We start from the raw sequence: 23,796 nt of genomic DNA, 5'->3' as shown, positions 1-23,796 counted from the left end.
TCCACCCTATGTCTTATCCCACAACCCGTAAGAGCAATCAAGTCGATGATTACCACGGAACTTTGGTTGCAGACCCCTATCGTTGGTTAGAAAATCCTGATTCTCCAGAAACAAAGGCTTGGATTGAGGCACAAAATAAAGTCACTTTTAGCTATCTTCAACAAATCCCTTTAAGAGAAAAAATTCAGCAGCGTCTTACTAAACTCTGGGATTATGAAAAGTATAGTATTCCTTTTAAAGAGGGCGATCGCTATTTCTATTTTAAGAACGATGGTTTGCAAAACCAAAGCGTACTTTATACTTTAAAGACTCTTGAGGACCAACCAAAAGTTTTACTCGATCCAAATAAACTATCAGAAGATGGTACTGTTGCTCTCTCAGGAATAGCTATTAGTGAAAATGGTCAGTTTTTAGCATACGGTTTATCTTTCTCTGGTTCTGATTGGCAAGATTGGAAGGTCAGGAATATTGAAACGGGAAAAGACTTGGAAGACCATTTAAAGTGGATTAAATTTTCTGGAGTATCTTGGACTCATGACGGTAAAGGTTTTTTTTACAGTCGTTATGATGAACCAAACCAAAAAACTAAATTGGAAGAAGTCAACTATTATCAAAAACTTTTTTATCACCAACTGGGGAAACCTCAATCAGAAGATGTATTAATTTACAAGCGTCCCGATCGCAAAGAATGGGGATTCAATGGCGATGTTACAGAAGATGGGCGCTATCTTGTGATTTCAGTATGGGAAGGAACCAATCCCAAAAATTTAGTTTTCTATAAGGATTTGGCAAATCCAAATTCAGAAGTTGTAGAACTGATTAATGAATTTGAAGCCAGTTTTAGCTTTGTCGATAATAAGGATAGCATCTTTTACTTGCAAACAGATTTAAATGCGCCAAAAGGACGTGCGATCGCAATTGACATTAAAAATCCCCACCGAAAAAATTGGCAAGAAATTATCCCTCAGGCTGAAGAAACTTTACAAGGTCTTAGCACAATTAACAATCAATTTGTAGCTGATTATCTTAAAGATGCTCGCAGTCAAATCAAAATTTTTGAGATGACAGGTTCGTTTGTCCGAGAAATTGAGTTACCAGGAATTGGTTCTGCTGGTGGTTTTGGCGGTAAACGCAATGACACCGAAACTTTTTACAATTTTACAAGCTATACTGTACCGGGAACTATCTACCGCTACGATATGGTCAGTGGCAAGAGCAAGGTTTTTCGGGAACCAAAGGTAGACTTTAACCCTAACGCGTATGAAACAAAACAAGTTTTTTATAACAGTAAAGATGGTACTAAAGTACCAATGTTCATCACTCATAAAAAGGGAATTAAGTTAGATGGTAACAATCCTACATACCTGTACGGGTATGGCGGATTTGGTGTATCTCTCACCCCCAGCTTTTCTGTTAGTAGCTTAGTCTGGATGGAGATGGGTGGCGTATATGCTATTCCCAATTTGCGTGGTGGTGGTGAATATGGGGAAGACTGGCATCAGGCGGGAATGAAACAGAGAAAGCAAAATGTCTTTGATGACTTCATCGCCGCTGCTGAATGGTTGATTGCAAAGGGATATACCAAACCAGCTAAATTAGCCATCGGCGGAGGTAGCAACGGTGGATTGCTTGTAGGAGCGTGTATAACTCAGCGTCCCGACTTATTTGGTGCCGCTTTGCCAGCTGTCGGTGTGATGGATATGTTACGCTTTCACAAGTTCACCATTGGTTGGGCTTGGATTGCCGAGTACGGTTCCCCAGACAATTTGGAAGAATTTAAAGCACTTTATGCTTATTCTCCCCTGCATCGGCTGAAAGTAGGTACAGCCTACCCAGCAACTATGATTACCACAGCAGAAAGTGACGATCGCGTAGTTCCAGCCCACAGTTTCAAATTTGCAGCCGCTTTACAAGCTGCCCATAGTGGTACCGCACCAGTTCTTATTAGAATTGAAACTAAGGCAGGACACGGTGCTGGTAAACCAACTGCTAAAAGAATTGAAGAAGCGACAGACGCTTGGGCTTTTTTAGTCCGGACGCTTGATGTACAAGTTTAGATTCACAAAACTTCTTGTATCTCCTCACTCAGACAACAATAAATTGCACCGTTTTATGACGTTTTACGGCGTTTTACGAGTCTCCCAAGGATAGGAACCAATACTGCAAGGACTCTCGAATTTTTGTAGTAAACCCGTGTGTGAAACCCAACAAATGCTTGTAAATGTTGGGTTTCGTTCCTCAACCCAACCTACGTAATTTCATTGTTTGAGCTTAACCAACAAGTATTGGGATAGGAAATACTTGTCCTTGGCAAGCTAGAATAGTGGAACTTGTAGCAACATTAGACTTTATACTGAAACCCTATGAAACGTTCTGCTTGCCTTATCTTTAATCCTGTTGCAGGTCAGGGTAACTCAGAGCAAGATTTGGCAATGATTCGGGCAATTTTGGAGCCAGAGATTGACCTAGATATTCAAATGACAACTGAAGATAGCTGTGCTGATGATTTGGCACGTCAAGCAATCGAGCGGGGAGTCGATCTCGTCATAGCTTCAGGAGGCGATGGGACTCTTTCAGAAGTTGCTACTGCGGTTGTTGGTACTGAGGTTCCATTTGGTATTATTTCACGGGGAACGGCAAATGCTTTTGCCCATGCTTTAGGAATACCTGACACTATCGATGCTGCTTGTAAAGTAATTTTGCAGGGAGTGACTCGGACTGTAGATGCCGCGTACTGTAACGGTCATCCAATGGTATTGTTAGCCGGGATTGGTTTTGAAGCTGATGCTGTAGAACGAGCAGACAGAGAAGCAAAAAACCGATTTGGGATTCTTGCATATGTTTTGGCTGGAGTGCAAGAGTTGCGGAAGATGGAACATTTTGATGTAGAAATCGAAACTGAGGACAAGATCGTTAAAACCACTGCAGCCGCAGTGACAGTGGCGAATGCTGCTCCTTCTACTTCAATTTTGGCACAGGGACCAGCAGGTATTATAGTTGATGACGGGCTGCTTGATATGACAATAGTGGCTCCAGCAAATAGAGCAGGTGCGATCGCCGCCGCATTCCATCTTTTTCAAACGGCGTCTACAGGTAACGCAGCAGAGCGCAATGATATAGGTTACTTGCGAGCCAAACAATTTAAAATTAAAACAGATCCCCCTCAAAAGGTCGTTGTTGACGGTGAAATTTTAGGAACAACTCCTGTAGAAATTCACTGCGTCCCAGCTGGTTTAACAGTTTTTGTGCCATCAGTGGAAGAAGAAAAACTTCTCGAAAAACTAGAGGGACTACCAAATCTGGTAGTTGAGGAGAAAGAAAAAGAAAATGGATAATGGTTAGTGGTTAGTTGTTAGTTGTTAGTCGTTGTACCAGTAACAACTAACCACTAACCATGTACGGGCGCGGCGGCCTTGCGCCCCTACTAACCGCCAACAACTAACATCATTCCCAGGAGTATTCCATTGAAACTCGTGACTGAGGCAGCTATTGCCGAAAAAATCCGCAAGATGAAGCAGCGAGTCAAGTGGCAAGAGCCTGTCATTGTTGAACGGGGAATTGACCAAACCCGGTTAGCGATCGACGATGGCGCATCTGACAATCCGGAATTCTCATTTTTGGTTGTTGGCGATAGTGGAGCCGGACCGCATTGGGGTTACAATCCCCAACGACAAATTGCTGAACTCATGCTTCCACACCACCAAGAAAGCAGTTTTATGCTGCATACGGGTGATGTGATTTATTTGGTGGGGTCGAGCGAGTTTTATCCAGATAACTTTATTAAGCCTTATCGCGAATTTATTGTAGGGGGAGAGAATCCTGAGAGGATATCCTACGATCGCATGGTTTTTCAACTGCCAATTTTACCTGTTCCGGGGAATCACGATTATTACGACTTGCCACTCTTGTTTGGATTGATATCTTTGACAACACTACCACTGCGACGGTTACTGGGGTCGGGTGTAGATCTTGATGTTGGTTGGCGCGGTTCGGGAGAGGGTGATGTGTATGCGCGTGCTTTTCTCGATTACTTGAAAGGTCATATGCTTCCAGGAGAGTTAAGCCGTCATCTTGATGAATATTACACGGTACAAACAACTACGGGACGGTGTTTGCGTTACCAACCGGGACGTTTTACTCGTCTTCCCAATCGTTACTATACCTTTCGTTATGGCGGCATAGATTTTTTTGCACTTGATTCTAATACGTTTAACAATCCACGTCCCCTTCCTAAAACTCAGGAAGGGGATGCTTTTCGCAAGGAGTTAGAGTTGCGCCGTCAGAGTTTAGAACAGGAAAAGATGCGGCTGATGGACAGTTCTCCTAAAGTGCTTCCCACCGATCCCCATCGCACGGAGAAACTTGATGATGTGCGAACTAATGTGTCACAAATCGAGGAAATTATTGTTGATATTGATAAGCAACTTTCTACTCATCAAGAAACAGCAACAGATATTGAGCAATTAGAATGGCTCAAACAGCGACTGATTGAATCTTGGAATTGTTCGGATGTTCGAGGGAGGGTGATCTACTTTCACCACCCTCCCTATGTAACAGAGGCAACAAAATGGCAACAGGCACAAACTTTAGCGGTTCGCCATCGCTTGCGGAATGTCCTCAGTGCAGTGGCGAAAGTCGTTGGTTCCAAAAGTGGCGATCGCCCCTTGGTTGATTTAGTTTTAAACGGTCATGCACACTGTTTGGAACATCTTGAAACAGTAAATCGAGACAGTGCTGATTTTGGCATTCACTGGATTGTTTGCGGTGGAAGCGGGTATAGTTTGCGACGCCAGCGCCCTGAAGGGTCGGATTTGTACGAGACATTTGTCAGCAAAGAAAAGCAGCGGTTGGTAGCGCGATCGTACTTATTTATTGGTCGTAACGGTCAAGGTTTGCAAAAGCGAAGACCTTACACTAGCTTGCGTATCGATGTTAAAGATGGTTGTCCTCCTAAATTCATTGTCCGTACCTTTGTCGCTGAGTGGTATCAACGACAATGGAATAACTACGAGATTGAACCTTTCGTTATTTAGATTCCCATCCCCTCACCTCGTTCCCAGGCTCCGCCAGGGAATGCCTTACTGGAGGCTCCGCCTCCTGTCTTCAAAGAAGTTGCGAGACCAACCTCTTGTGGAACAGGCGTCTCGCCCACCCCACAAAACAGATAATTTACGCTCTTGGCAGTCCTAGTAAAGTTGGCTGGGTATTGGCAACTGTTCCCCCATTCCGCACGCCAACTGTCACAAGCGGTAATTACTGAATGAAATCTCTAAAAAAAGAATAAAACTATACTGTTTTTCTTATAAAAACAGGTGACGAAGCGTGAAAACTGGAACATAACACATCCAAGTCATTCTGTGACTTCAATTATTGAATTCTCAAATATCACTTCTGGTAAAGGTGTTTTATATTCTCCATGTACATGAATTGATGATGAATCTAAGAGGTTGTTTGAAAAGTCATGATTGATGTATCAAATATTTTTTACCCCACCCTACTACCTCGTCCACCTTAAAATGGTCGGTGAAGACACCAGGGGGAGCAGGGGTGCTGGGGCGCTCTTGAGAAAGAATCTAGACTGATTGACCGATTAATTTCTACCTACCAATTAAGCCTAGATGCACTACTACGTTTCTTTAAGAAGGTGCGAGGCGGAGCCTCGCGGACTGCATTCCCAGGCTCCGCCTGGGAACGAGAGGAAGACTACTGCGGATCGGTAGTAGTTTTTGGCTGAGGTGTGACTGTTTCTGGTGGAGGTGTGACTGTTTCTGGTGGAGGTGCGACTGTTTCTGGTTGTGGAGATTCAATAATCTCTGGCAAAGTAGGAGTTACGCTGGGAGTGGGTTCAGCAGTGATTTCTGGTTCTGGCGTTTTACTCGCCCGACGATTGAAATATTTGCTAAACCGTCCCTTTTCCTCTGACTTGGGAGGAACTGTTTCTGATGGAGTTGTTAGTTCCACTGTTGTTGTTGGCTCTGGCTGAGTTAGCGTTTCCGGTACAGGTGTTGGCTCAGCTTTTGGTGCTTCTGGGGCTTGCGGTTCTACCGTAGTTTCTAGTTGAGGAGATTCGATAATCTCTGGCAAGGTAGCGGGTTCGCTGGGAGTTGGTGCAACAGTTGTTTCTGGGGTTGGAGTGGTTTGTGGACGGCGTCCGAAGCGATTGAAAAACCCTCCCGATTTTGCTTTTTCTGGCTGAACTTGAGGTATTTCTTGTAGTTCGGGTTCGGAACTCGGTTGTTTTGGTTCCTTAACTTGTGTTTCTGGCGCTTTTTCTTCAACAGTAGGAATTGAAGTGGGAACAGGTGTCGGTTCGAGTTCGGGAACTGGTTGTGTTTGTTCCTGTGGTTTGACTTCGGGTGCTTTCTCTGGAGTTGGGATTGGGGTTTGGATGGGTGTGGGTTCAGCAATTGGTGTCTTAGCTGTATAGTTGGGATCTACAATGCTTCGGACTTGGTCGGCTGAAAGTTCCCCTCGAACAATTCTAGAAAGCGTATCTTGACCTTTTGGATTGTAGGTAATTAATCTAGTGGTGCTGTTGAAAACATTTTTGACGGGATTTCCTTGCTCGTCTAGAAATTCTAGTTCTACCCAATTCTTACCGGGCTTGAACCCTTTGAGATATACTGACTGCCAACGGTCTAAAACAAAGCTTTCACCATTGATTGTGCAGCGAATACGCCAATCTGCGATTTCATCGTTGGGATTTTGTTGTGCAACTAGGTGCAGAGGAGCATTGGTTAAATAAAAGTCCAGTAGAATTGGTTCTGCACCGTAATCGCCTTTAGGACGGCTGTAGGTTAACAGTGGTTGTTTTGGATCGGGGTTATTATTGTCAGTCTTTGTAAATGTATTGAACGTTGATTGAGCATAAGCACCTTCGTTTTTAAAGCTTTCATGCCAGGGACGGGAAGCAAAAACGCGTAGAGTATGGGTTCCTGGGGATAAATCTGATAAAACTAGGGGTTTATCTAGGTCATAGACTGCTATGTAGGGTTCGTTATCGAGAATGACGTGTAAGTGGGGACCGAGATCCCATTTTGAATCTTTAAATATAGGTAGATCTTTAACCTGAAAGCGGACTGTGACGGTATTATCTTGTAGGATTTCGTCTGCTTTGGGTGCCACGATTGTCACTTGTGGCTGATAAATTTCCAGTGCTTGCCGCAGTTCTTGGATTGTTGCTGGTGGAGAAACTTCTGATATTTGCCCTGAAAGTTGAACTTTCTGTTGCGAGCTAGCGATCGGTTCTTGGCTGACAGCTTTTTCACTGTTACCACAACTGGTCACATTTAAGACTAGTACCAGCGCCATGAACCACCTGAGGAGAGCAATTCCTGTCTTCTGCCACAAGTTCATGTATTTCACCAAATGAGAGTTAAAAACCAAACTTTCCACTGGACAATATAGCCCAAAAATGCATCATTACCTGCACGTTTTCAGGCTTAAACTCAGGAGCTATATGATTTTGTCTTTACACATCTCATTGTAGCTTGAAAAAAGTATTTATTTATACAGTTTACTTATAGCAATATTAATTTAATAATTTTTTAATTATTTTGAAGAGCGCTAAATTAAAGAAAAATCAAAACATTATTCATGGATAATCTCTCTTCCCGAGTCCCCGATCGCCAGTTCCCAGCCCCTAAATTAAAGTGCATTTTTCGTCTTTTTATGCTAGGACTATAATTTTTACGAATTGTGTCTGTTTGTAAAATAAATGAAGAAAGTATTGACTTTTTGCCCAATGCTTTTCACTTCAAAAGCAGATTACACGGTAGATTCGGGGATTTTGAATTATTGTTAAATTCTCTCTAACAAGGTAGGAGTTAAGCCTTTATAATTCAACAGAAACCACTCTCCACAGATGGTCTTCATCGCTACTCCAGTTAACTGCTGGTTTAAAGCTAGGAAGGCAATAGTGTGGTAATGATAGTTCCTCAATCCTTGTTAAGAGAGGAGGTCGAATGACGATTAGTCCTCCAGAGCGAGAGGAGAAAAAAGCAAGAGTCATAGTCGATAACGATCCGGTGCCAACCACGTTTGAACTGTGGGCAAAACCAGGACATTTCGACAGGTCTCTCGCTAAAGGTCCAAAGACAACAACATGGATTTGGAACCTACACGCGCTCGCCCATGACTTTGATACGCATACCAGCGACTTAGAAGATATATCTCGCAAAATCTTCGCAGCCCACTTCGGTCACCTAGCCGTAGTAACACTCTGGCTGAGCGGGATGATATTCCACGGCGCTCGTTTTTCTAACTACGAAGCTTGGCTGAGCGACCCCCTCCACATCAAGCCAAGCGCCCAAGTTGTTTGGCCAATCGTTGGTCAACAAATTCTCAATGGCGATGTCGGCGGCGGATTCCGTGGAATCCAAATTACCTCCGGCTTGTTCTACATCTGGCGTGGTTGGGGTATCACTAACTCATTCCAGCTCTACTGCACTGCAATTGGTGGCTTGGTGTTAGCAGGTTTGTTCCTGTTCGCAGGCTGGTTCCACTACCACAAGCGTGCGCCAAAACTGGAATGGTTCCAGAATGTTGAGTCCATGTTGAACCACCACTTGGCAGTGTTACTGGGTTGTGGTTCCTTGGGATGGGCAGGTCACATCATCCATGTATCCTCACCTATTAATAAGTTGTTGGATGCAGGAGTGGCTGTTAAGGATGTACCTCTACCTCATGAGTTCATCCTGAACAAAGACTTGCTGATCGAACTATTCCCTGGCTTTGCCAATGGTCTAGCGCCATTCTTTACCTTGAATTGGGGACAGTACGCTGACTTCCTCACCTTCAAAGGCGGTTTAAATCCGGTGACTGGGGGTTTGTGGTTGACAGATAACGCTCACCACCACTTGGCGATCGCAGTTCTGTTCATCATCGCAGGTCACCAGTACCGTACCAACTGGGGTATCGGTCACAGCATCAAAGAGATTCTGGAAAACCACAAAGGTCCCTTCACTGGCGACGGTCACAAAGGTCTCTACGAAAACCTCACCACATCTTGGCACGCTCAACTGTCAACTAACTTGGCAATGTTGGGTTCGTTGACCATCATTGTGGCTCACCACATGTACGCGATGCCACCGTATCCGTACTTGGCAGTAGATTACGCAACTCAGCTTTGTATCTTCACCCACCATATGTGGATTGGAGGCTTCCTGATTGTAGGTGCTGCTGCTCACGGTGCCATCTTTATGGTGCGTGACTACGATCCAGTGGTGAATCAGAACAACGTGTTAGACCGCGTGCTTCGTCACAGAGATGCAATTATCTCTCACCTCAACTGGGTATGTATGTTCCTAGGCTTCCACAGCTTCGGACTTTACATACACAACGACACCATGCGTGCCTTGGGTCGTCCCCAAGATATGTTCTCTGACACAGCGATTCAGCTGCAGCCAGTGTTTGCTCAGTGGGTGCAAAACCTCCACACAGTAGCGCCTGGTGCAACTGCCCCCAACGCATTAGAACCTGTTAGCTATGCTTTCGGTGGCGGTATCTTGGCTGTAGGCGGCAAAGTGGCAATGATGCCAATTGCATTGGGTACGGCGGATTTCTTGATCCACCACATCCACGCATTCCAAATCCACGTCACTCTGTTGATTCTGTTGAAAGGATTCCTGTTTGCTCGCAGTTCTCGTCTGATTCCAGACAAGATGAACTTGGGCTTCCGGTTCCCTTGCGATGGTCCGGGTCGTGGCGGTACCTGTCAGGTATCCGGTTGGGATCACGTGTTCTTAGGTTTGTTCTGGATGTACAACACCATCTCCATTGCAATTTTCCACTTCAGCTGGAAGATGCAGTCAGATGTCTGGGGAACCGTAGACTCAGATGGTGTGGTCAATCACCTCACTGGTGGTAACTTCGCTCAAAGCGCTATTACCATTAACGGCTGGTTGCGTGACTTCCTGTGGGCACAAGCTGTCCAAGTGATTAACTCCTATGGCAGTGCGCTCTCAGCTTACGGTCTCCTCTTCTTAGGTGCTCACTTTGTTTGGGCATTCAGTTTAATGTTCTTGTTTAGCGGTCGCGGCTACTGGCAAGAGTTGATTGAGTCAATTGTTTGGGCTCATAATAAACTGAAAGTAGCTCCATCCATTCAGCCTCGTGCTCTTAGCATCATTCAAGGTCGGGCTGTTGGTGTAGCTCACTACCTCTTAGGAGGAATCGCTACAACCTGGGCGTTCTTCCACGCACGAATCATTTCATTAGGCTAAACATCAACAAAAAATTTTGGATTTCGGATTTTAGGTTTTAGATTCAATCCAAAATCCAAAATCCAAAATCCAAAATCATGAAGTTGGTGGCTAAAGGTCAGAGGATTTTATCAAACCCATGGCAACAAAATTTCCAAAATTTAGCCAGGATCTCGCACAAGACCCGACGACGCGTCGGATCTGGTACGCGATGGCTATGGGAAATGATTTTGAAAGCCACGATGGCATGACGGAAGAAAATCTCTACCAAAGGATTTTCGCAACTCATTTCGGTCACGTGGCAATCATTTTCCTGTGGGCATCAAGCCTGCTGTTCCACGTAGCTTGGCAAGGTAACTTTGAACAGTGGATTAAAGACCCTCTTCATATTCGTCCCATCGCTCATGCAATTTGGGACCCGCAGTTTGGGAAACCAGCAATAGAAGCATTTACCCAAGCAGGTGCTAGTAATCCAGTGAACATTACCTACTCAGGTATTTATCACTGGTGGTACACCATCGGTATGCGGACGAACAATGACCTATATCAAGGTTCCGTGTTCCTCCTCATATTGGCAGCAGTGTTCCTGTTCGCAGGTTGGTTGCACCTACAACCAAAGTTCCGCCCCAGCTTAGCTTGGTTTAAGAGCGCAGAACCCCGTTTGAACCACCACTTGGCAGGTTTGTTCGGTGTGAGTTCTCTGGCTTGGGCAGGTCACCTGATTCACGTAGCGATCCCCGAATCACGCGGACAGCACGTAGGTTGGGATAACTTCTTGACAACTCTGCCCCACCCAGCAGGTTTGCAACCTTTCTTCACAGGCAACTGGGGAGTATACGCTTCTAACCCCGATACTGCTAACCACATATTTGGCACATCTCAAGGTGCAGGAACTGCAATTCTGACTTTCTTGGGTGGGTTCCATCCGCAGACAGAGTCGCTGTGGCTGACGGATATGGCGCACCACCACCTGGCGATCGCAGTGCTCTTCATCATTGCCGGTCATATGTATCGGACTAACTTTGGCATTGGTCACAGCCTGAAAGAGGCTTTGAATGCCAAGAGCTTCTTTGGCGTCCCAGTAGAAGGTCCGTTTAACCTGCCACACCAAGGCCTGTACGACACTTACAATAACTCCCTGCACTTCCAGTTGGGATGGCACCTAGCTTGCCTAGGCGTTATCACCTCCTTAGTAGCACAGCATATGTACGCCCTGCCTCCTTATGCTTTTATCGCTAAGGACTACACAACTCAAGCAGCGCTGTACACGCACCATCAATACATTGCTGTGTTCTTGATGCTGGGTGCTTTTGCTCACGGAGCAATCTTCTGGGTACGTGACTACGATCCAGAACAAAACAAAGGCAACGTGCTCGAACGCGTACTCAAGCACAAAGAAGCGATTATCTCTCACCTGAGCTGGGTATCCCTGTTCTTGGGCTTCCACACCTTAGGTTTATACGTTCACAACGACGTAGTTGTTGCCTTCGGTACACCCGAAAAGCAAATTTTGATTGAACCAGTGTTCGCACAGTTCATTCAAGCTTCTCACGGTAAAGTACTGTACGGTTTGAACGTTCTGCTATCCAATCCAGATAGCATTGCAAGTACTGCTTGGCCTAACTATGGTAACGTATGGTTACCTGGCTGGTTAGATGCAGTTAACAATGGCACGAACTCATTGTTCTTAACCATTGGACCTGGAGACTTCCTCGTTCACCATGCTTTTGCCCTAGCAATTCATACCACCGTTCTCGTATTGGTGAAAGGTGCTTTGGATGCTCGCGGTTCCAAGCTGATGCCCGATAAGAAGGACTTCGGTTATGCATTCCCTTGCGACGGTCCCGGTCGTGGCGGTACTTGTGACATCTCCGCTTGGGACGCTTTCTACTTGGCAACATTCTGGGCACTCAACACAGTAGGTTGGGTCACCTTCTACTGGCACTGGAAGCACTTAGGAATTTGGCAAGGCAACGTTGCTCAGTTTAATGAGTCTTCCACATACCTGATGGGTTGGTTCCGCGATTACCTCTGGGCGAACTCCGCTCAGTTAATCAACGGCTACAACCCCTACGGCATGAACAACTTGTCAGTTTGGGCGTGGATGTTCCTGTTTGGACATTTGATTTGGGCGACAGGTTTCATGTTCCTCATCTCTTGGCGTGGTTACTGGCAAGAGTTGATTGAAACTCTAGTTTGGGCGCACGAGCGGACTCCTTTAGCGAACCTAGTTCGCTGGAAAGACAAGCCCGTGGCTCTGTCCATCGTTCAAGCTCGCTTGGTAGGTTTAACACACTTCGCTGTGGGTTACGTCTTTACCTATGCCGCATTCTTAATTGCTTCGACTGCAGGTAAGTTCGGTTGATGAGTTGACTGAATTAGCAGTAGTCAGTAAATAGCTAAAGTCCCTCGCCTCAAGGCGGGGGATTTTGTTTAATGAATTGAAAAATAAGAAGAGAAAATTTTTACTAATCTCATTAATTAGAAAAACGAATGCACGAGATATTTATTCTTGTCGAGCTAGAATATTATCCAATACTTGTCGTTTAATCCTAAAAATGCGAAAACACGTAGGTTGGGTTGAGGAACGAAACCCAACATTTACAAACATTAGTTGGTTTTCCCCAAGGATTTGCCAAACCTACAAAAATTCTTATCCGACCAGTATTGGAATATTATCTATTTAAATGAACCGCAAAGACGCAAAGGACACGAAGAAAGAGGAGAAGAAAATCGTAATCTTTGTTAGTGGAAAGGGAGTCGGTGAAAGTAAGTTGAAATAGGGCTTTCTCTATCCAAAATCCAAAATCCAAAATCCAAAATCCAAAATCCAAAATCCAAAATCCAAAATTTAAAGATATGCTGGTATTGCTTTAGAATAAGAAATGATTGCGCCTCAGCATACAAAATGTTTGGAAGTCTTCTCCGGAAGAAAATCCGGATATCCAGCAAGACTTGTTCTAGTTGAAGCCCAGCTAACCAGGACAACAAGAATTCATCTTTATGGCAACAAAATTTCCAAAATTTAGCCAGGATCTCGCACAAGACCCGACGACGCGTCGGATCTGGTACGCGATGGCTATGGGAAATGATTTTGAAAGCCACGATGGCATGACGGAAGAAAATCTCTACCAAAGGATTTTCGCAACTCATTTCGGTCACGTGGCAATCATTTTCCTGTGGGCATCAAGCCTGCTGTTCCACGTAGCTTGGCAAGGTAACTTTGAACAGTGGATTAAAGACCCTCTTCATATTCGTCCCATCGCTCATGCAATTTGGGACCCGCAGTTTGGGAAACCAGCAATAGAAGCATTTACCCAAGCAGGTGCTAGTAATCCAGTGAACATTGCATACTCAGGTGTTTATCATTGGTGGTACACCATCGGTATGCGGACGAACAACGACCTATATGTAGGTTCAGTGTTCTTGCTGGTTCTATCAGCAATCTTTTTGTTTGCAGGTTGGTTGCACTTACAACCCAAGTTCCGTCCCAGCTTGGTTTGGTTTAAGAGCGCAGAACCCCGTTTGAACCACCACTTGGCAGGTTTGTTCGGTGTGAGCTCTCTAGCTTGGACGGGTCACTTGGTACACGTAGCGATCCCCGAAGCTCGCGGACAGCACGTAGGTTGGGATAACTTCCTGACTGTTCTGCCTCACCCAGCAGGTTTGCAACCTTTCTTTACAGGCAATTGGGGAGTATACGCTTCTAACCCCGATACTGCTGACCACATATTTGGTACATCTCAAGGTGCGGGAACTGCAATTCTGACTTTCTTGGGTGGGTTCCATCCGCAGACAGAGTCGCTGTGGCTGACGGATATAGCACACCACCACTTGGCGATCGCGGTGATCTTCATCATCGCCGGTCATATGTACCGTACCAACTTTGGTATCGGTCACAGCATCAAAGAAATGCTGAACGCCAAGACCTTCTTCGGCGTAAAGACAGAAGGTCAGTTCAATCTGCCACACCAAGGACTGTACGACACCTACAACAACTCCTTGCACTTCCAGTTGTCCATTCACCTGGCGGCGCTGGGAACCGTGACCTCCTTGGTAGCGCAGCACATGTATTCCCTTCCTCCTTATGCCTTCATGGCTAAGGACTACACAACTCAAGCAGCGCTGTACACGCACCATCAGTACATTGCTGTGTTCTTAATGCTAGGCGCTTTCGCGCACGCGGCTATCTTCTGGGTACGTGACTACGATCCAGAGCAAAATAAAGGCAACGTGCTCGATCGCGTACTCAAGCACAAAGAAGCCATCATCTCTCACCTGAGCTGGGTATCCCTGTTCTTGGGCTTCCACACCTTAGGTTTATACGTTCACAACGACGTAGTTGTTGCCTTCGGTACCCCCGAAAAGCAAATTTTGATTGAACCGGTGTTCGCACAGTTCATTCAAGCTTCTCACGGTAAAGTCCTGTATGGTTTAAACACCCTACTGTCCAACCCTGAAAGCGTTGCTTCCACCGCAGGTGCGCCTTGGTTACCCGGTTGGATTGATGCAATTAACAACGGTACGAACTCATTGTTCTTAACCATTGGACCTGGAGACTTCCTCGTTCACCATGCTTTTGCCCTGGCAATTCACACCACCGTTCTCGTATTGGTGAAAGGTGCTTTGGATGCTCGTGGTTCCAAGCTGATGCCTGATAAGAAGGACTTCGGTTATGCATTCCCTTGCGACGGTCCCGGTCGTGGTGGTACTTGCGACATCTCCGCTTGGGACGCTTTCTACTTGGCAACATTCTGGGCACTCAACACAGTGGGTTGGGTTACCTTCTACTGGCACTGGAAGCACTTAGGAATTTGGCAAGGCAACGTTGCTCAGTTTAATGAGTCTTCCACATACCTGATGGGTTGGTTCCGCGATTACCTCTGGGCGAACTCCGCTCAGTTAATCAACGGCTACAACCCCTACGGCATGAACAACTTGTCAGTTTGGGCGTGGATGTTCCTGTTTGGACATTTGATTTGGGCGACAGGTTTCATGTTCCTCATCTCTTGGCGTGGTTACTGGCAAGAGTTGATTGAAACTTTAGTTTGGGCGCACGAGCGGACTCCTTTGGCGAACCTAGTTCGCTGGAAAGACAAGCCCGTTGCTTTGTCCATTGTTCAAGCTCGCTTGGTAGGTTTAGCACACTTCACTGTGGGTTACGTCTTTACCTACGCAGCGTTCTTGATTGCTTCGACTGCAGGTAAGTTCGGTTGATGAGTTGACTGAATTAGCAGTAGTTAGTCAATAGCTAAAGTCCCTCGCCTCAAGGCGGGGGATTTTTTGTTATTGGAATATTCTCAATAGTAGGGAGTTGCAACTACTCTGTGCTCTGGTGCGCCCTCTGCGGTTAAAAAGTAATTTATTGAACCGCAGAGGCGCTGAGTACGCAGAGGTAAGAGGAGAGAGAGCTATTCATTTCCTGAAGTTTTCAATCACCTTGACAGCACTAGCAATGCCCATTGTTCGGGAATATCCCCCACTATCAATAAAAGATATTAAGGCTGCTATTGCTTATGCTAGAAATTCATAAAAGAAAAGTATTTTTGTAAGTTGCTATGAATCTTTGTGTTACCCAAAAAATGCTTGTATAGCAGTCTTATTTGATAGGTAAAAATTCTGAACTGCAAAGACGCAAAGGGCGCGAAGAAAAGAGAGGAGAGAGAATTTTACAAATGGTTTAGGATTGCTATAGATGTTTGGTTTTATTCATCAACCTAACCTACATAATTTCATTTTTTCCGGTGAACCAAGTAATATTGGTATCAGTTGTATACAACCAACAGCAATCCTTTACCAAAGGAGTTTTTAGGTGGCTATTCCCGAAATTACTGAAACCCTCTTAACAGCAAAAAAAGAAAAGGGACTGACTTTTTCTGATTTGGAAAAGATTTTAGGACGTGATGAAGTCTGGATTGCAGCAGTTATCTACCGTCAAGCTAGTGCTTCTGAGGAAGAAGCACAGTTACTGGTTGACGCGTTAGGACTGGGTAAGGTTTATGTTAAAGAATTAACTGAATACCCAGTTAAAGGATTGGGACTTGTAGTACCAACCGATCCGCTCATTTATCGTTTCTATGAGATAATGCAAGTCTATGGAATGCCTATCAAAGAAGTCATTCATGAGAAGTTTGGCGATGGTATTATGAGCGCCATTGATTTCACTTTGGATATTGAAAAAGAAGAAGATATCAAAGGCGATCGCGTGAAAGTCATCATGTCGGGTAAATTTTTACCCTACAAAAAGTGGTAATATCTTCAGTACTTTACAGCCCGCCCAGACGGGCTTTGTTTGTATAGCCCCACACTTCCAGTGTGAGGGCATAAGCAAAATTTACTACACAAAAGCTGACAAAACTTGAAAGAAACACAAACTAATCGACAAACAGTACTTTCCAACCCTTACTACACTCAACCGCACGGAGAAGCATACTTAGGTGATAGCCTAGAACTCATTAAATCTGTAAAAGACAGTACTATCAATCTCATCCTCACCTCACCTCCCTTTGCACTGACACGCAAAAAGGAATACGGAAACGAGAGTGCAGAAAAGTATGTAGAATGGTTTCTGCCTTTCGCTCATGAATTTAAAAGAGTCCTTGCAGAAGATGGATCTTTTATTCTGGATTTGGGCGGTGCATATCTCCCCGGTTATCCAGTGCGAAGCATTTACCAGTATGAACTTTTAGTCAGACTGTGTAAGGAAGTTGGTTTTTTTCTCTCTCAAGAATTTTATCACTACAACCCAGCCCGACTACCTACCCCTGCTGAGTGGGTGACAGTTAGGCGAATCCGTGTTAAGGATTCAGTCAACGTTGTTTGGTGGTTATCGAAAACGCCTCATCCAAAAGCTGATAACAGAAAAGTTTTAAAGCCCTACAGCGAGAGTATGAAACAATTGTTGAAAAAAGGTTATAAAGCAAAAATACGTCCTAGTGGGCATGATATTTCTGACAAATTCCAAAAAGATAATCAGGGAGCTATTCCACCAAACTTGTTAGAAATAGCCAATACTGAATCAAATAGTGCTTACTTGCGTCGCTGTAAAGATTTGGGAATTCAACCACATCCTGCGCGTTTTCCGCAAGGCTTTGCAGAATTCTTCATCAAATTTTTAACAGATGAAGGTGATATGGTGTTAGATCCCTTTGCAGGTTCCAACACTACTGGTTTTGTGGCAGAACTCTTACAGCGTCGATGGATTTCTTTTGAAATTAATGAAGATTATGTGATTGCCAGTCGTTATAGGTTTGTAGATTTATAGAATAAAAACTACTGTTATGCAAACGTTTTCTAGTAAAATCTGTGTGGACATTAAAAAAAAGCTAGTGTATTATTTGACTATTCTTTACAGTAAAGCAGTGCTACTACACTTGTATTCCCTAGGTTAGAAGATTTTTTATACTGCTCGTACATAAAAGTTAGTGTTACAAACATGACTTATCTACTTATACGCAAAGAGTCTGGAAAGATGATAAATAAAAACTTGTCTGTCTTTACAAACCTGAATTCTGTAAATAAAAATAATAAGTAAAAGTACGTGAAATTGTCCTGAACTCAGTTAGTTCATGCTGTCAATAGGAAAAAGCAGCAAGCGGAGGAGCAATTGTAAACAATGAAGGACTTTTATCTGTTGGCAGCAGGTTTGTTAACAGGAGTGCTAATACCAGCATCAACTATTCCACAACTATCAGTTATTCCATCAGAAAATAGTGGGGTTTTGTGGAATTTAAAGGACAATCCGCTGCATGCTGTGGGCGGAAAAATATTGCCTAGTGTCGAGCTTTCGATACCTTCTGTACCTGAGTTTAGCAATAATCAGATATTATCAAAACCAACTGCCTCATCTTTCCATTTTAATACTCAAACTACGTATAATCGCCGACCTGTATCCGGGCGTCAACTTTACCATCAAAGATTGCTCGAACTGAAAATCAGTCAAACTCAGACTAATTTTCCTCACGAACGCCTGCAGCCGTTGTTGGTAGCTGCTAATAAAAGCCAACTGACTTATGAGGATTGGAAAAGCTTGTTGTCTTTGGAAGCTAAAGTCATGGCACAAGGACAAGGTAAAAGCAGCTTGGGTATTTTACTGGGAGATTCTTTAAGTTTATGGTTTCCTCAAGAAAGTTTACCATCAGATAGATTGTGGCTGAATCAGGGAATTTCTGGAGATACTTCTGGTGGGATTGTCAAAAGACTGTCGGCTTTTTCTGCAACGAAACCAGATGTTATTTATATAATGGCAGGAATCAATGACTTGCGGAAAGGGCTGACCGATGAAATCATCTTACGCAATCATCGTAAAATGCTCCGCAGCTTGAGGGAATCTCATCCACAAGCTAAGATTTTTGTCCAATCAATTTTACCGACTCGGTTAGCAAAGATTCCCAATCAGCGTGTTCGTCATATCAATCATCATCTCGCTCTTATTGCTAAAGAAGAAAATGCTTATTATTTAAATCTTTATCAATGGTTTATAGATTTTCGTGGCAATCTTCGAGAGGAGTTAACTACTGATGGCTTGCACCTTAGTCGCGAAGGATATGAAGTTTGGCAATCGGCGCTACGGCAGGTGGAGTTTAAGTTAAGTTCTGACAATAAGGTTTATTCAGAAGAGTCAATAGTTAACAGCCAATAGTCATTGTCCACCAAAACGCGTGCGGTGGGCATTGTCTATTTGATATGATTTCTGATTAAAGAATTATTATTATTCAACTCACGCAAAGGCGCGAAGACGCTAAGAAAAGAAGTTTGTCAATATTAATTATTTGTAGATGGGTTGGATTGTGGTTGTTCTTGTGTTGGGACTACTACAGAGGATGAATTGGGTGGTGTGGATTCAACATTAGAACGTTGTTCGGGGACAACAACAGGAGAATTATTTGAAGAATTATTTGACTGGTTGGCGGGTGGGGATGTTTCAGAAGTGCCACTTGAAGGTGGAGATTGATTTTCTGAAGATGATGGGGAGGTATTGCGATCGCGATATTTCCTCAGTGTCTCTCTTAATTTACTTGAGGAGTCAGTGGTTGGTGAAGCGGCTTCTTGTCTTTGTTCTGATGTTTCTTGTGTTGGTTCTGGATTTTGATTTTGATTTTGTTGATTTACTGATTCTCTAGAGTTGGCTTTGGTTGATTCTTGTGTTGTTCTTTGTGAGGGATATTGTTCGGGTGAAGTCCGACGGTTGCGCCTGCGTCGCTTGTAACTGGAAGTAGAAGTCGGTGCAGTTTTTACTTGAGGTGTATTGGTGTTATTGCTTTGAGATGTATTGGTGTCTGGCTCTGAAATTTGTGTCGTATTTGCTGTGGGTGTGTTCTCAAATACGGCATTATTATTGCGCTTCTCTACTGTCTGCTGTGGTGATGGCGATTGGTTTTTGGTCATCACGCTAGTGACGGCAAAACTTGTTGTAGCTGCTACAAGAGCTACACCTGTACCGATTAGAACTTTGGGTGATAATTTTTTGTTGGCTTGATTGGATTTGCTTGGAGGTGGTGCAGTGTCTACTTTGTTAGGCGTTACCTTCTGTGGTGATTTTGCAATTTGTGGTTGTGCTGATAAATCTATAGTCGGTACTGTTTGGGTTGTTACCAATTGAGGAACTGCATTTATGCTACTGTTCGGTAGTAATTCCAGCCACTCAGCAATGGTTTGGGGACGAAAACGAGATTCTACAGCCATACCCCTCATGACTGCTTGATTGATTGATGCACTTAAGTAGGGTTGTAACTCGCGGGGGGAAGGCATTGGTTCGCGATCGCGCAGTAATGCTGGCATGGGAACTTGTGCTGTCAACAGAGCGTATAATGTTGCTGCCAAACCATAGACATCCGTTGCAGGAGTGCGAGGTGCTTGCGACATATACTGTTCGATGGGGGAGTATCCTTCTGAGACGATACCCGTATGAGTTTGCCTTGCTCCATGATTAAACTCCCGTGCAATGCCAAAATCAATCAGCACGACTTCCTGCGTTCCTTGACGGAGTATAATATTGTCCGGTTTGACATCCCGATGCAGCAAGTTATTTTGATGAACCACCTGTAGTGCTGCTCCTATCTGGCGGATATAATGAACTGCTATGCTTTCTTGCAAAGGTATTGCTGGAATGACAAATGCTTGTGCCAAAGTTTCACCAGGAATGTATTCCATTACCATGTATGGCAACCCGTTTTCAACGAAAAAGTCGCTTACCCGGACAATATTTGGATGGACACACGTTGCCAATCGTCTGGCTTCATCTTGGAATTGACGTTCAAACTTAGCAAAAGAAGGATGCTGTTGCAATTTCTCATTCAGAGTTTTAATCACCACAACATGATGTAAGTATTGATGAGTTGCTTTGAACGTAATACCAAAGCCCCCCCGACCTATTTCCTGGTCTAAAGTATATTTACCACCCTGCAAGGTTGTACCTGCTAGCATATGGAGTCCTGCGCGCTGAGTCAATAAGCGTGAATATATTAGTACTGCATTTTAAAACACAAAACCGGAAACTCCAGTTTCGAGTCCTGAGTCTAACCTAAATTTTGAGCGATCGCAAATCCTGCTTAATATTTGAGAATCGCTTCACCTTGCAGATGCTCCACTTTGTTTTTTTAATTCCTATCATATACCGATTAAACAGAAACCAACGTAGGTTGGGTTGAGGAACGAAACCCAACAAATGTCAGCTTTATCGCAAAATTTTTTAGAAGTCCGGCTACATGGACATTTTAGCAAAACATCCAGGTAGCTGATTTGAATCTATCAAACAGCATTTCAACTGATGCCGTTATGCCCCAAAGTAATATAGGCGTTGAAGCGACAGTTTTACCAGTGAATAAACCGAGCGAAGCAAATTAATAAGAAAACAGAGGGGTTTATACGCTCCCTCTAACCCTGCATTTTAATTGACAGTAGCTAACGGGGTGACAGAGTTAGCTTTGATACCTAATTAAAAGCATTTAAGGAGAAATTGATGAAAACATTCTTCATGCTTCGCGGTCGCCGTAAGTTTATTATCGCAGGACTGAGCGGATTCCTGACTACGTTTTTGATTCATCCAGTTGCTTCAGTGCTTGCTGTGGATAAGCAAATCGATCGAAGAACGTATTCTGATGCAACAGAGAATCAGTACTACCTGGTCTTTTGTGCTCGAGGTGGTTCACCGACAGGTCACGCTTTTATCATTTGGGGTGTGGAAGATAACAATAAACTTATTTCTGCACAAGAAGCATTCGGATTTTACCCTTCTCAAGGTACGGGTGTTTTTGGCTCTGTCCCTGGAAGCGTTAAAGACGAAGCCTTGTCTGAAAAAATGAACTTTATTACAGATAGGCTCATAGTGCAAGTGGACAAGACTATCTTCGAGCGGGCACAAAAGGCTATTTCAAAATGGAGCACAGCAGACTACAACCTATTTAGTAACAATTGCATTAACTTTGTCATAGATGTTGCGCGTGATGCTGGTCTGCAAGTGCCATCTAAAAGTGGTACAGTTACGCCTTCGGGGTATGTGCAAAACCTGATTTACTCCAATTAATATGAAGTGGCTGTTGCTTTCTTGGAAGCTCTAGTCTTCCAAAGGGTGGAGCTTTCAGGTTAGACCACTTATAAACAATTTGGAGAAAGTGAAATCTTCAGTTGCACATTCAATAATCAATTACTTAACGAGCGCTATAAGCTTACTCGTGTTTTGGCAACAGGTGAATAAACCGAGAAAAGCAAATCAATAAGTAAACAGAAGAGTTTATACGCTTGTACTGACTTAGTTACACAACTTTCACTAGCGTTTTGATAAATAAACAGACACTCAGCAAATCAGTGAGTAAATAGAAGGGGTTATAAGTTTTAGGGAGTGCGTTACACTTTTGGTTTTTATTTCAACACGCAGGTCTTAATTAATTGGAAGTAAGATTTTAGGAGAAAAATATGAAGCTCAAGAAAATTACTTTTTTGCTGACTGGATATATTGTGTTTTCTACTATTCCAGCGTATGCCAATCCTCTAGGTTTAAATCAGGAAGACCTTGCCTTTTGCTCAGAAAACACTTCTTTTAGCTGTATCCCACAGTCTGGAGAGAGCATGGCTACTGTTGGTCAACGACCAGGAGGACAACCAGTTCCTCTAATCGCTTGGACTCCAGAAGGTTCAAACTACTTTGGTGAAAAATATTCCCCTCAAAATCGCTGCAATGTCGTCACGCAGAAAATAAACGCTGTAGTTAGTGCGAATGGTGGTCGTCTGAAGAATGTTAAGCTTACCAACGGAATAGTAAACCGCCAAACCGTGATTTGTGCGCTCAGTCCATCGGAAAGCGGTTGTAAACAAGATGGCTCTAACGTCCTGTTCACTCTCAAGCCAGAAAATGCAGCCAAGGCTGGTGCAATTCTCAATCAGTTGATACAGATGAGTCAGGGAAACAGTAGTGCTGGTGTCATTCGTGAAACTGACGGTCAAGTCATGGACGTTCGGGTGCTCAAAGAGAATCGGAGTTTTCACCAGGTTTTGTGACACCAGAAGGGTTAGTAGCACTATTTGAATTGCACTCCAATTATGTAAAATGTGTGCTACTTAATACCTGTTATTCATCCAAAGCGGCAGAAGCTATCAGTCAACATATTAATTATGTGATTGGTATGAATCAGCCGATTGATGATAAGGCAGCAATTAAGTTTGCTAAAGGGTTTTATGATGGGCTTGGTTACAAAATTTTAGATAATCAAGATATGTTTCAAAGAGCCTTTAACGAAGGTATGGTTGCCATTCAAATGGAAGACCTTTCACAGGGGTCGATACCAGTATTAAAAAAAAATTCCAGATAGGACTTCAACCTAAATTACTTAAGCGACAGAAAAAGGGACACAGAGCAATCATTCTTCTATCCACTGCTGGTTTTCTATTTACTTGTATTACCATTGGTTACAAATCTATTTCTAGAGATAAAATCGAGGGTATCTATGAAACTAAAGTTACAACATACCAAACATCACCTCCAAGCCAACTTATTAACAATGGTACCCTAGAAATATCACGACATATAGTGCCGCCTGTGTACAGACTTAGGTGGATAACGTCTGAAGTCTTTACCGGCTTGGGCATTTTACAAGGTAATGTTCTTTCAGGTGCTTGGAGCTGGGATACAAAGGAAACGGAAAAGTGCGATGTTGTAGCATATGAAGTGAAAAGCGATGGGATGCTTGATGGACGTTGGGTTTCAGATGGGAAAAACAATTTAGGCACCGAGACGGCAGTTAAAGTAAAGCATTTTTCCAGTAATAACATCGCTAGCATCTATCAGATTACTGGCAAGTATCCAAACGGAAAAACCTACAAGGGCATTCTGAAAATCGACCAACATCATGTGGAAAATGCGTACATCCTCACCTGGACAAGAGACGGGGATAGTATTAAAGGTCTTGGTATCTTAAGACATAATGTTCTTTCAAGTAGTCGGGGTAAAAAAAACTGCGGCACTATTGCTTATCTGTTGACACCTGATGGATTACTTGGTGGACGATGGGGTGACTTGAATCTTCAAACACAATTTAATATAGAACTGGCTAAGCCTAAGAGGTAGGATTAAAGGCGGTTATACTGAAACTTAGCTCTT

15 protein-coding genes are annotated in these 23,796 nt (G+C 43.8%); 13 read left to right on the top strand and 2 right to left on the bottom strand.

The genetic code is table 11. The annotated features are described in order from the left end of the window. Positions 1 to 8 precede the first annotated feature (8 nt). The 3 genes from F7734_RS06410 to F7734_RS06400 all read left to right on the top strand — a co-directional run bounded on the left by F7734_RS06410 (position 9) and on the right by F7734_RS06400 (position 5,033). The gene (locus F7734_RS06410; protein ID WP_155743942.1) at positions 9 to 2,057 is read left to right on the top strand and encodes a prolyl oligopeptidase family serine peptidase; all 2,049 of its coding nucleotides are present in this window, start codon (positions 9 to 11) and stop codon (positions 2,055 to 2,057) included. A 306-nt stretch (positions 2,058 to 2,363) separates the two neighbouring features. Beyond that, a complete protein-coding gene (locus F7734_RS06405; RefSeq protein WP_155743895.1) occupies positions 2,364 to 3,335 on the top strand; it encodes a YegS/Rv2252/BmrU family lipid kinase in 972 nt (323 codons plus the stop codon). A 129-nt stretch (positions 3,336 to 3,464) separates the two neighbouring features. Then, positions 3,465 to 5,033 (top strand): metallophosphoesterase, encoded by a 1,569-nt coding sequence (locus F7734_RS06400; RefSeq protein WP_155743894.1) that lies wholly within the window; start codon positions 3,465 to 3,467, stop codon positions 5,031 to 5,033. Between the two features lie 670 nt (positions 5,034 to 5,703). Here F7734_RS06400 and F7734_RS06395 read toward each other — a convergent pair. After that, positions 5,704 to 7,356, bottom strand: a complete 1,653-nt coding sequence (locus F7734_RS06395) for a hypothetical protein (protein ID WP_155743893.1) — start codon at positions 7,354 to 7,356, stop codon at positions 5,704 to 5,706. 608 nt (positions 7,357 to 7,964) lie between these two features. Here F7734_RS06395 and psaA point away from each other — a divergent pair. The 6 genes from psaA (at position 7,965) to F7734_RS06365 (ending at position 18,843) form a co-directional block, all read left to right on the top strand. Further along, positions 7,965 to 10,223 carry a photosystem I core protein PsaA gene (gene psaA / locus F7734_RS06390; RefSeq protein ID WP_155743892.1) on the top strand — a complete coding sequence of 753 codons (2,259 nt, stop codon included), beginning with the start codon at positions 7,965 to 7,967 and terminating at the stop codon, positions 10,221 to 10,223. A 118-nt stretch (positions 10,224 to 10,341) separates the two neighbouring features. Next, complete coding sequence (gene psaB, locus F7734_RS06385; protein ID WP_155743891.1) at positions 10,342 to 12,567, top strand: photosystem I core protein PsaB; 2,226 nt, start codon at positions 10,342 to 10,344, stop codon at positions 12,565 to 12,567. 638 nt (positions 12,568 to 13,205) lie between these two features. After that, positions 13,206 to 15,419, top strand: coding sequence for a photosystem I core protein PsaB (gene psaB, locus F7734_RS06380; protein ID WP_155743890.1), 2,214 nt, complete (start codon positions 13,206 to 13,208; stop codon positions 15,417 to 15,419). Positions 15,420 to 16,014: 595 nt separating this feature from the next. Then, the gene (gene cynS, locus F7734_RS06375; protein WP_166481761.1) at positions 16,015 to 16,455 is read left to right on the top strand and encodes a cyanase; all 441 of its coding nucleotides are present in this window, start codon (positions 16,015 to 16,017) and stop codon (positions 16,453 to 16,455) included. 105 nt (positions 16,456 to 16,560) lie between these two features. Further along, positions 16,561 to 17,466 carry a site-specific DNA-methyltransferase gene (locus F7734_RS06370; protein ID WP_155743889.1) on the top strand — a complete coding sequence of 302 codons (906 nt, stop codon included), beginning with the start codon at positions 16,561 to 16,563 and terminating at the stop codon, positions 17,464 to 17,466. Between the two features lie 351 nt (positions 17,467 to 17,817). Beyond that, positions 17,818 to 18,843: an SGNH/GDSL hydrolase family protein gene (locus F7734_RS06365; RefSeq protein ID WP_155743888.1), complete on the top strand. Its 1,026-nt coding sequence runs from the start codon at positions 17,818 to 17,820 to the stop codon at positions 18,841 to 18,843. 122 nt (positions 18,844 to 18,965) lie between these two features. On the opposite strand, the gene F7734_RS06360 is transcribed toward F7734_RS06365, so the two are convergent. Beyond that, a complete protein-coding gene (locus F7734_RS06360) occupies positions 18,966 to 20,627 on the bottom strand; it encodes a serine/threonine-protein kinase (protein WP_155743887.1) in 1,662 nt (553 codons plus the stop codon). A 535-nt stretch (positions 20,628 to 21,162) separates the two neighbouring features. On the opposite strand from F7734_RS06360, the gene F7734_RS06355 reads away from it, so the two are divergent. The 4 genes from F7734_RS06355 (at position 21,163) to F7734_RS06340 (ending at position 23,763) form a co-directional block, all read left to right on the top strand. Next, positions 21,163 to 21,726 carry a hypothetical protein gene (locus F7734_RS06355; RefSeq protein ID WP_155743886.1) on the top strand — a complete coding sequence of 188 codons (564 nt, stop codon included), beginning with the start codon at positions 21,163 to 21,165 and terminating at the stop codon, positions 21,724 to 21,726. Positions 21,727 to 22,115: 389 nt separating this feature from the next. Then, positions 22,116 to 22,697 (top strand): COP23 domain-containing protein, encoded by a 582-nt coding sequence (locus F7734_RS06350; protein WP_155743885.1) that lies wholly within the window; start codon positions 22,116 to 22,118, stop codon positions 22,695 to 22,697. After that, positions 22,694 to 23,008 (top strand): hypothetical protein, encoded by a 315-nt coding sequence (locus F7734_RS06345; RefSeq protein WP_243146728.1) that lies wholly within the window; start codon positions 22,694 to 22,696, stop codon positions 23,006 to 23,008. The genes F7734_RS06350 and F7734_RS06345 overlap by 4 nt, the downstream gene beginning before the upstream one ends. A gap of 269 nt (positions 23,009 to 23,277) precedes the next feature. Continuing rightward, positions 23,278 to 23,763: a hypothetical protein gene (locus F7734_RS06340; protein WP_155743884.1), complete on the top strand. Its 486-nt coding sequence runs from the start codon at positions 23,278 to 23,280 to the stop codon at positions 23,761 to 23,763. Positions 23,764 to 23,796: the final 33 nt, after the last annotated feature.

This window comes from Scytonema sp. UIC 10036, assembly GCF_009725235.1.
The sequence above is the reverse complement of the archived record's forward strand: the minus strand, read 5'-3'. Positions and strand labels throughout refer to the sequence as shown.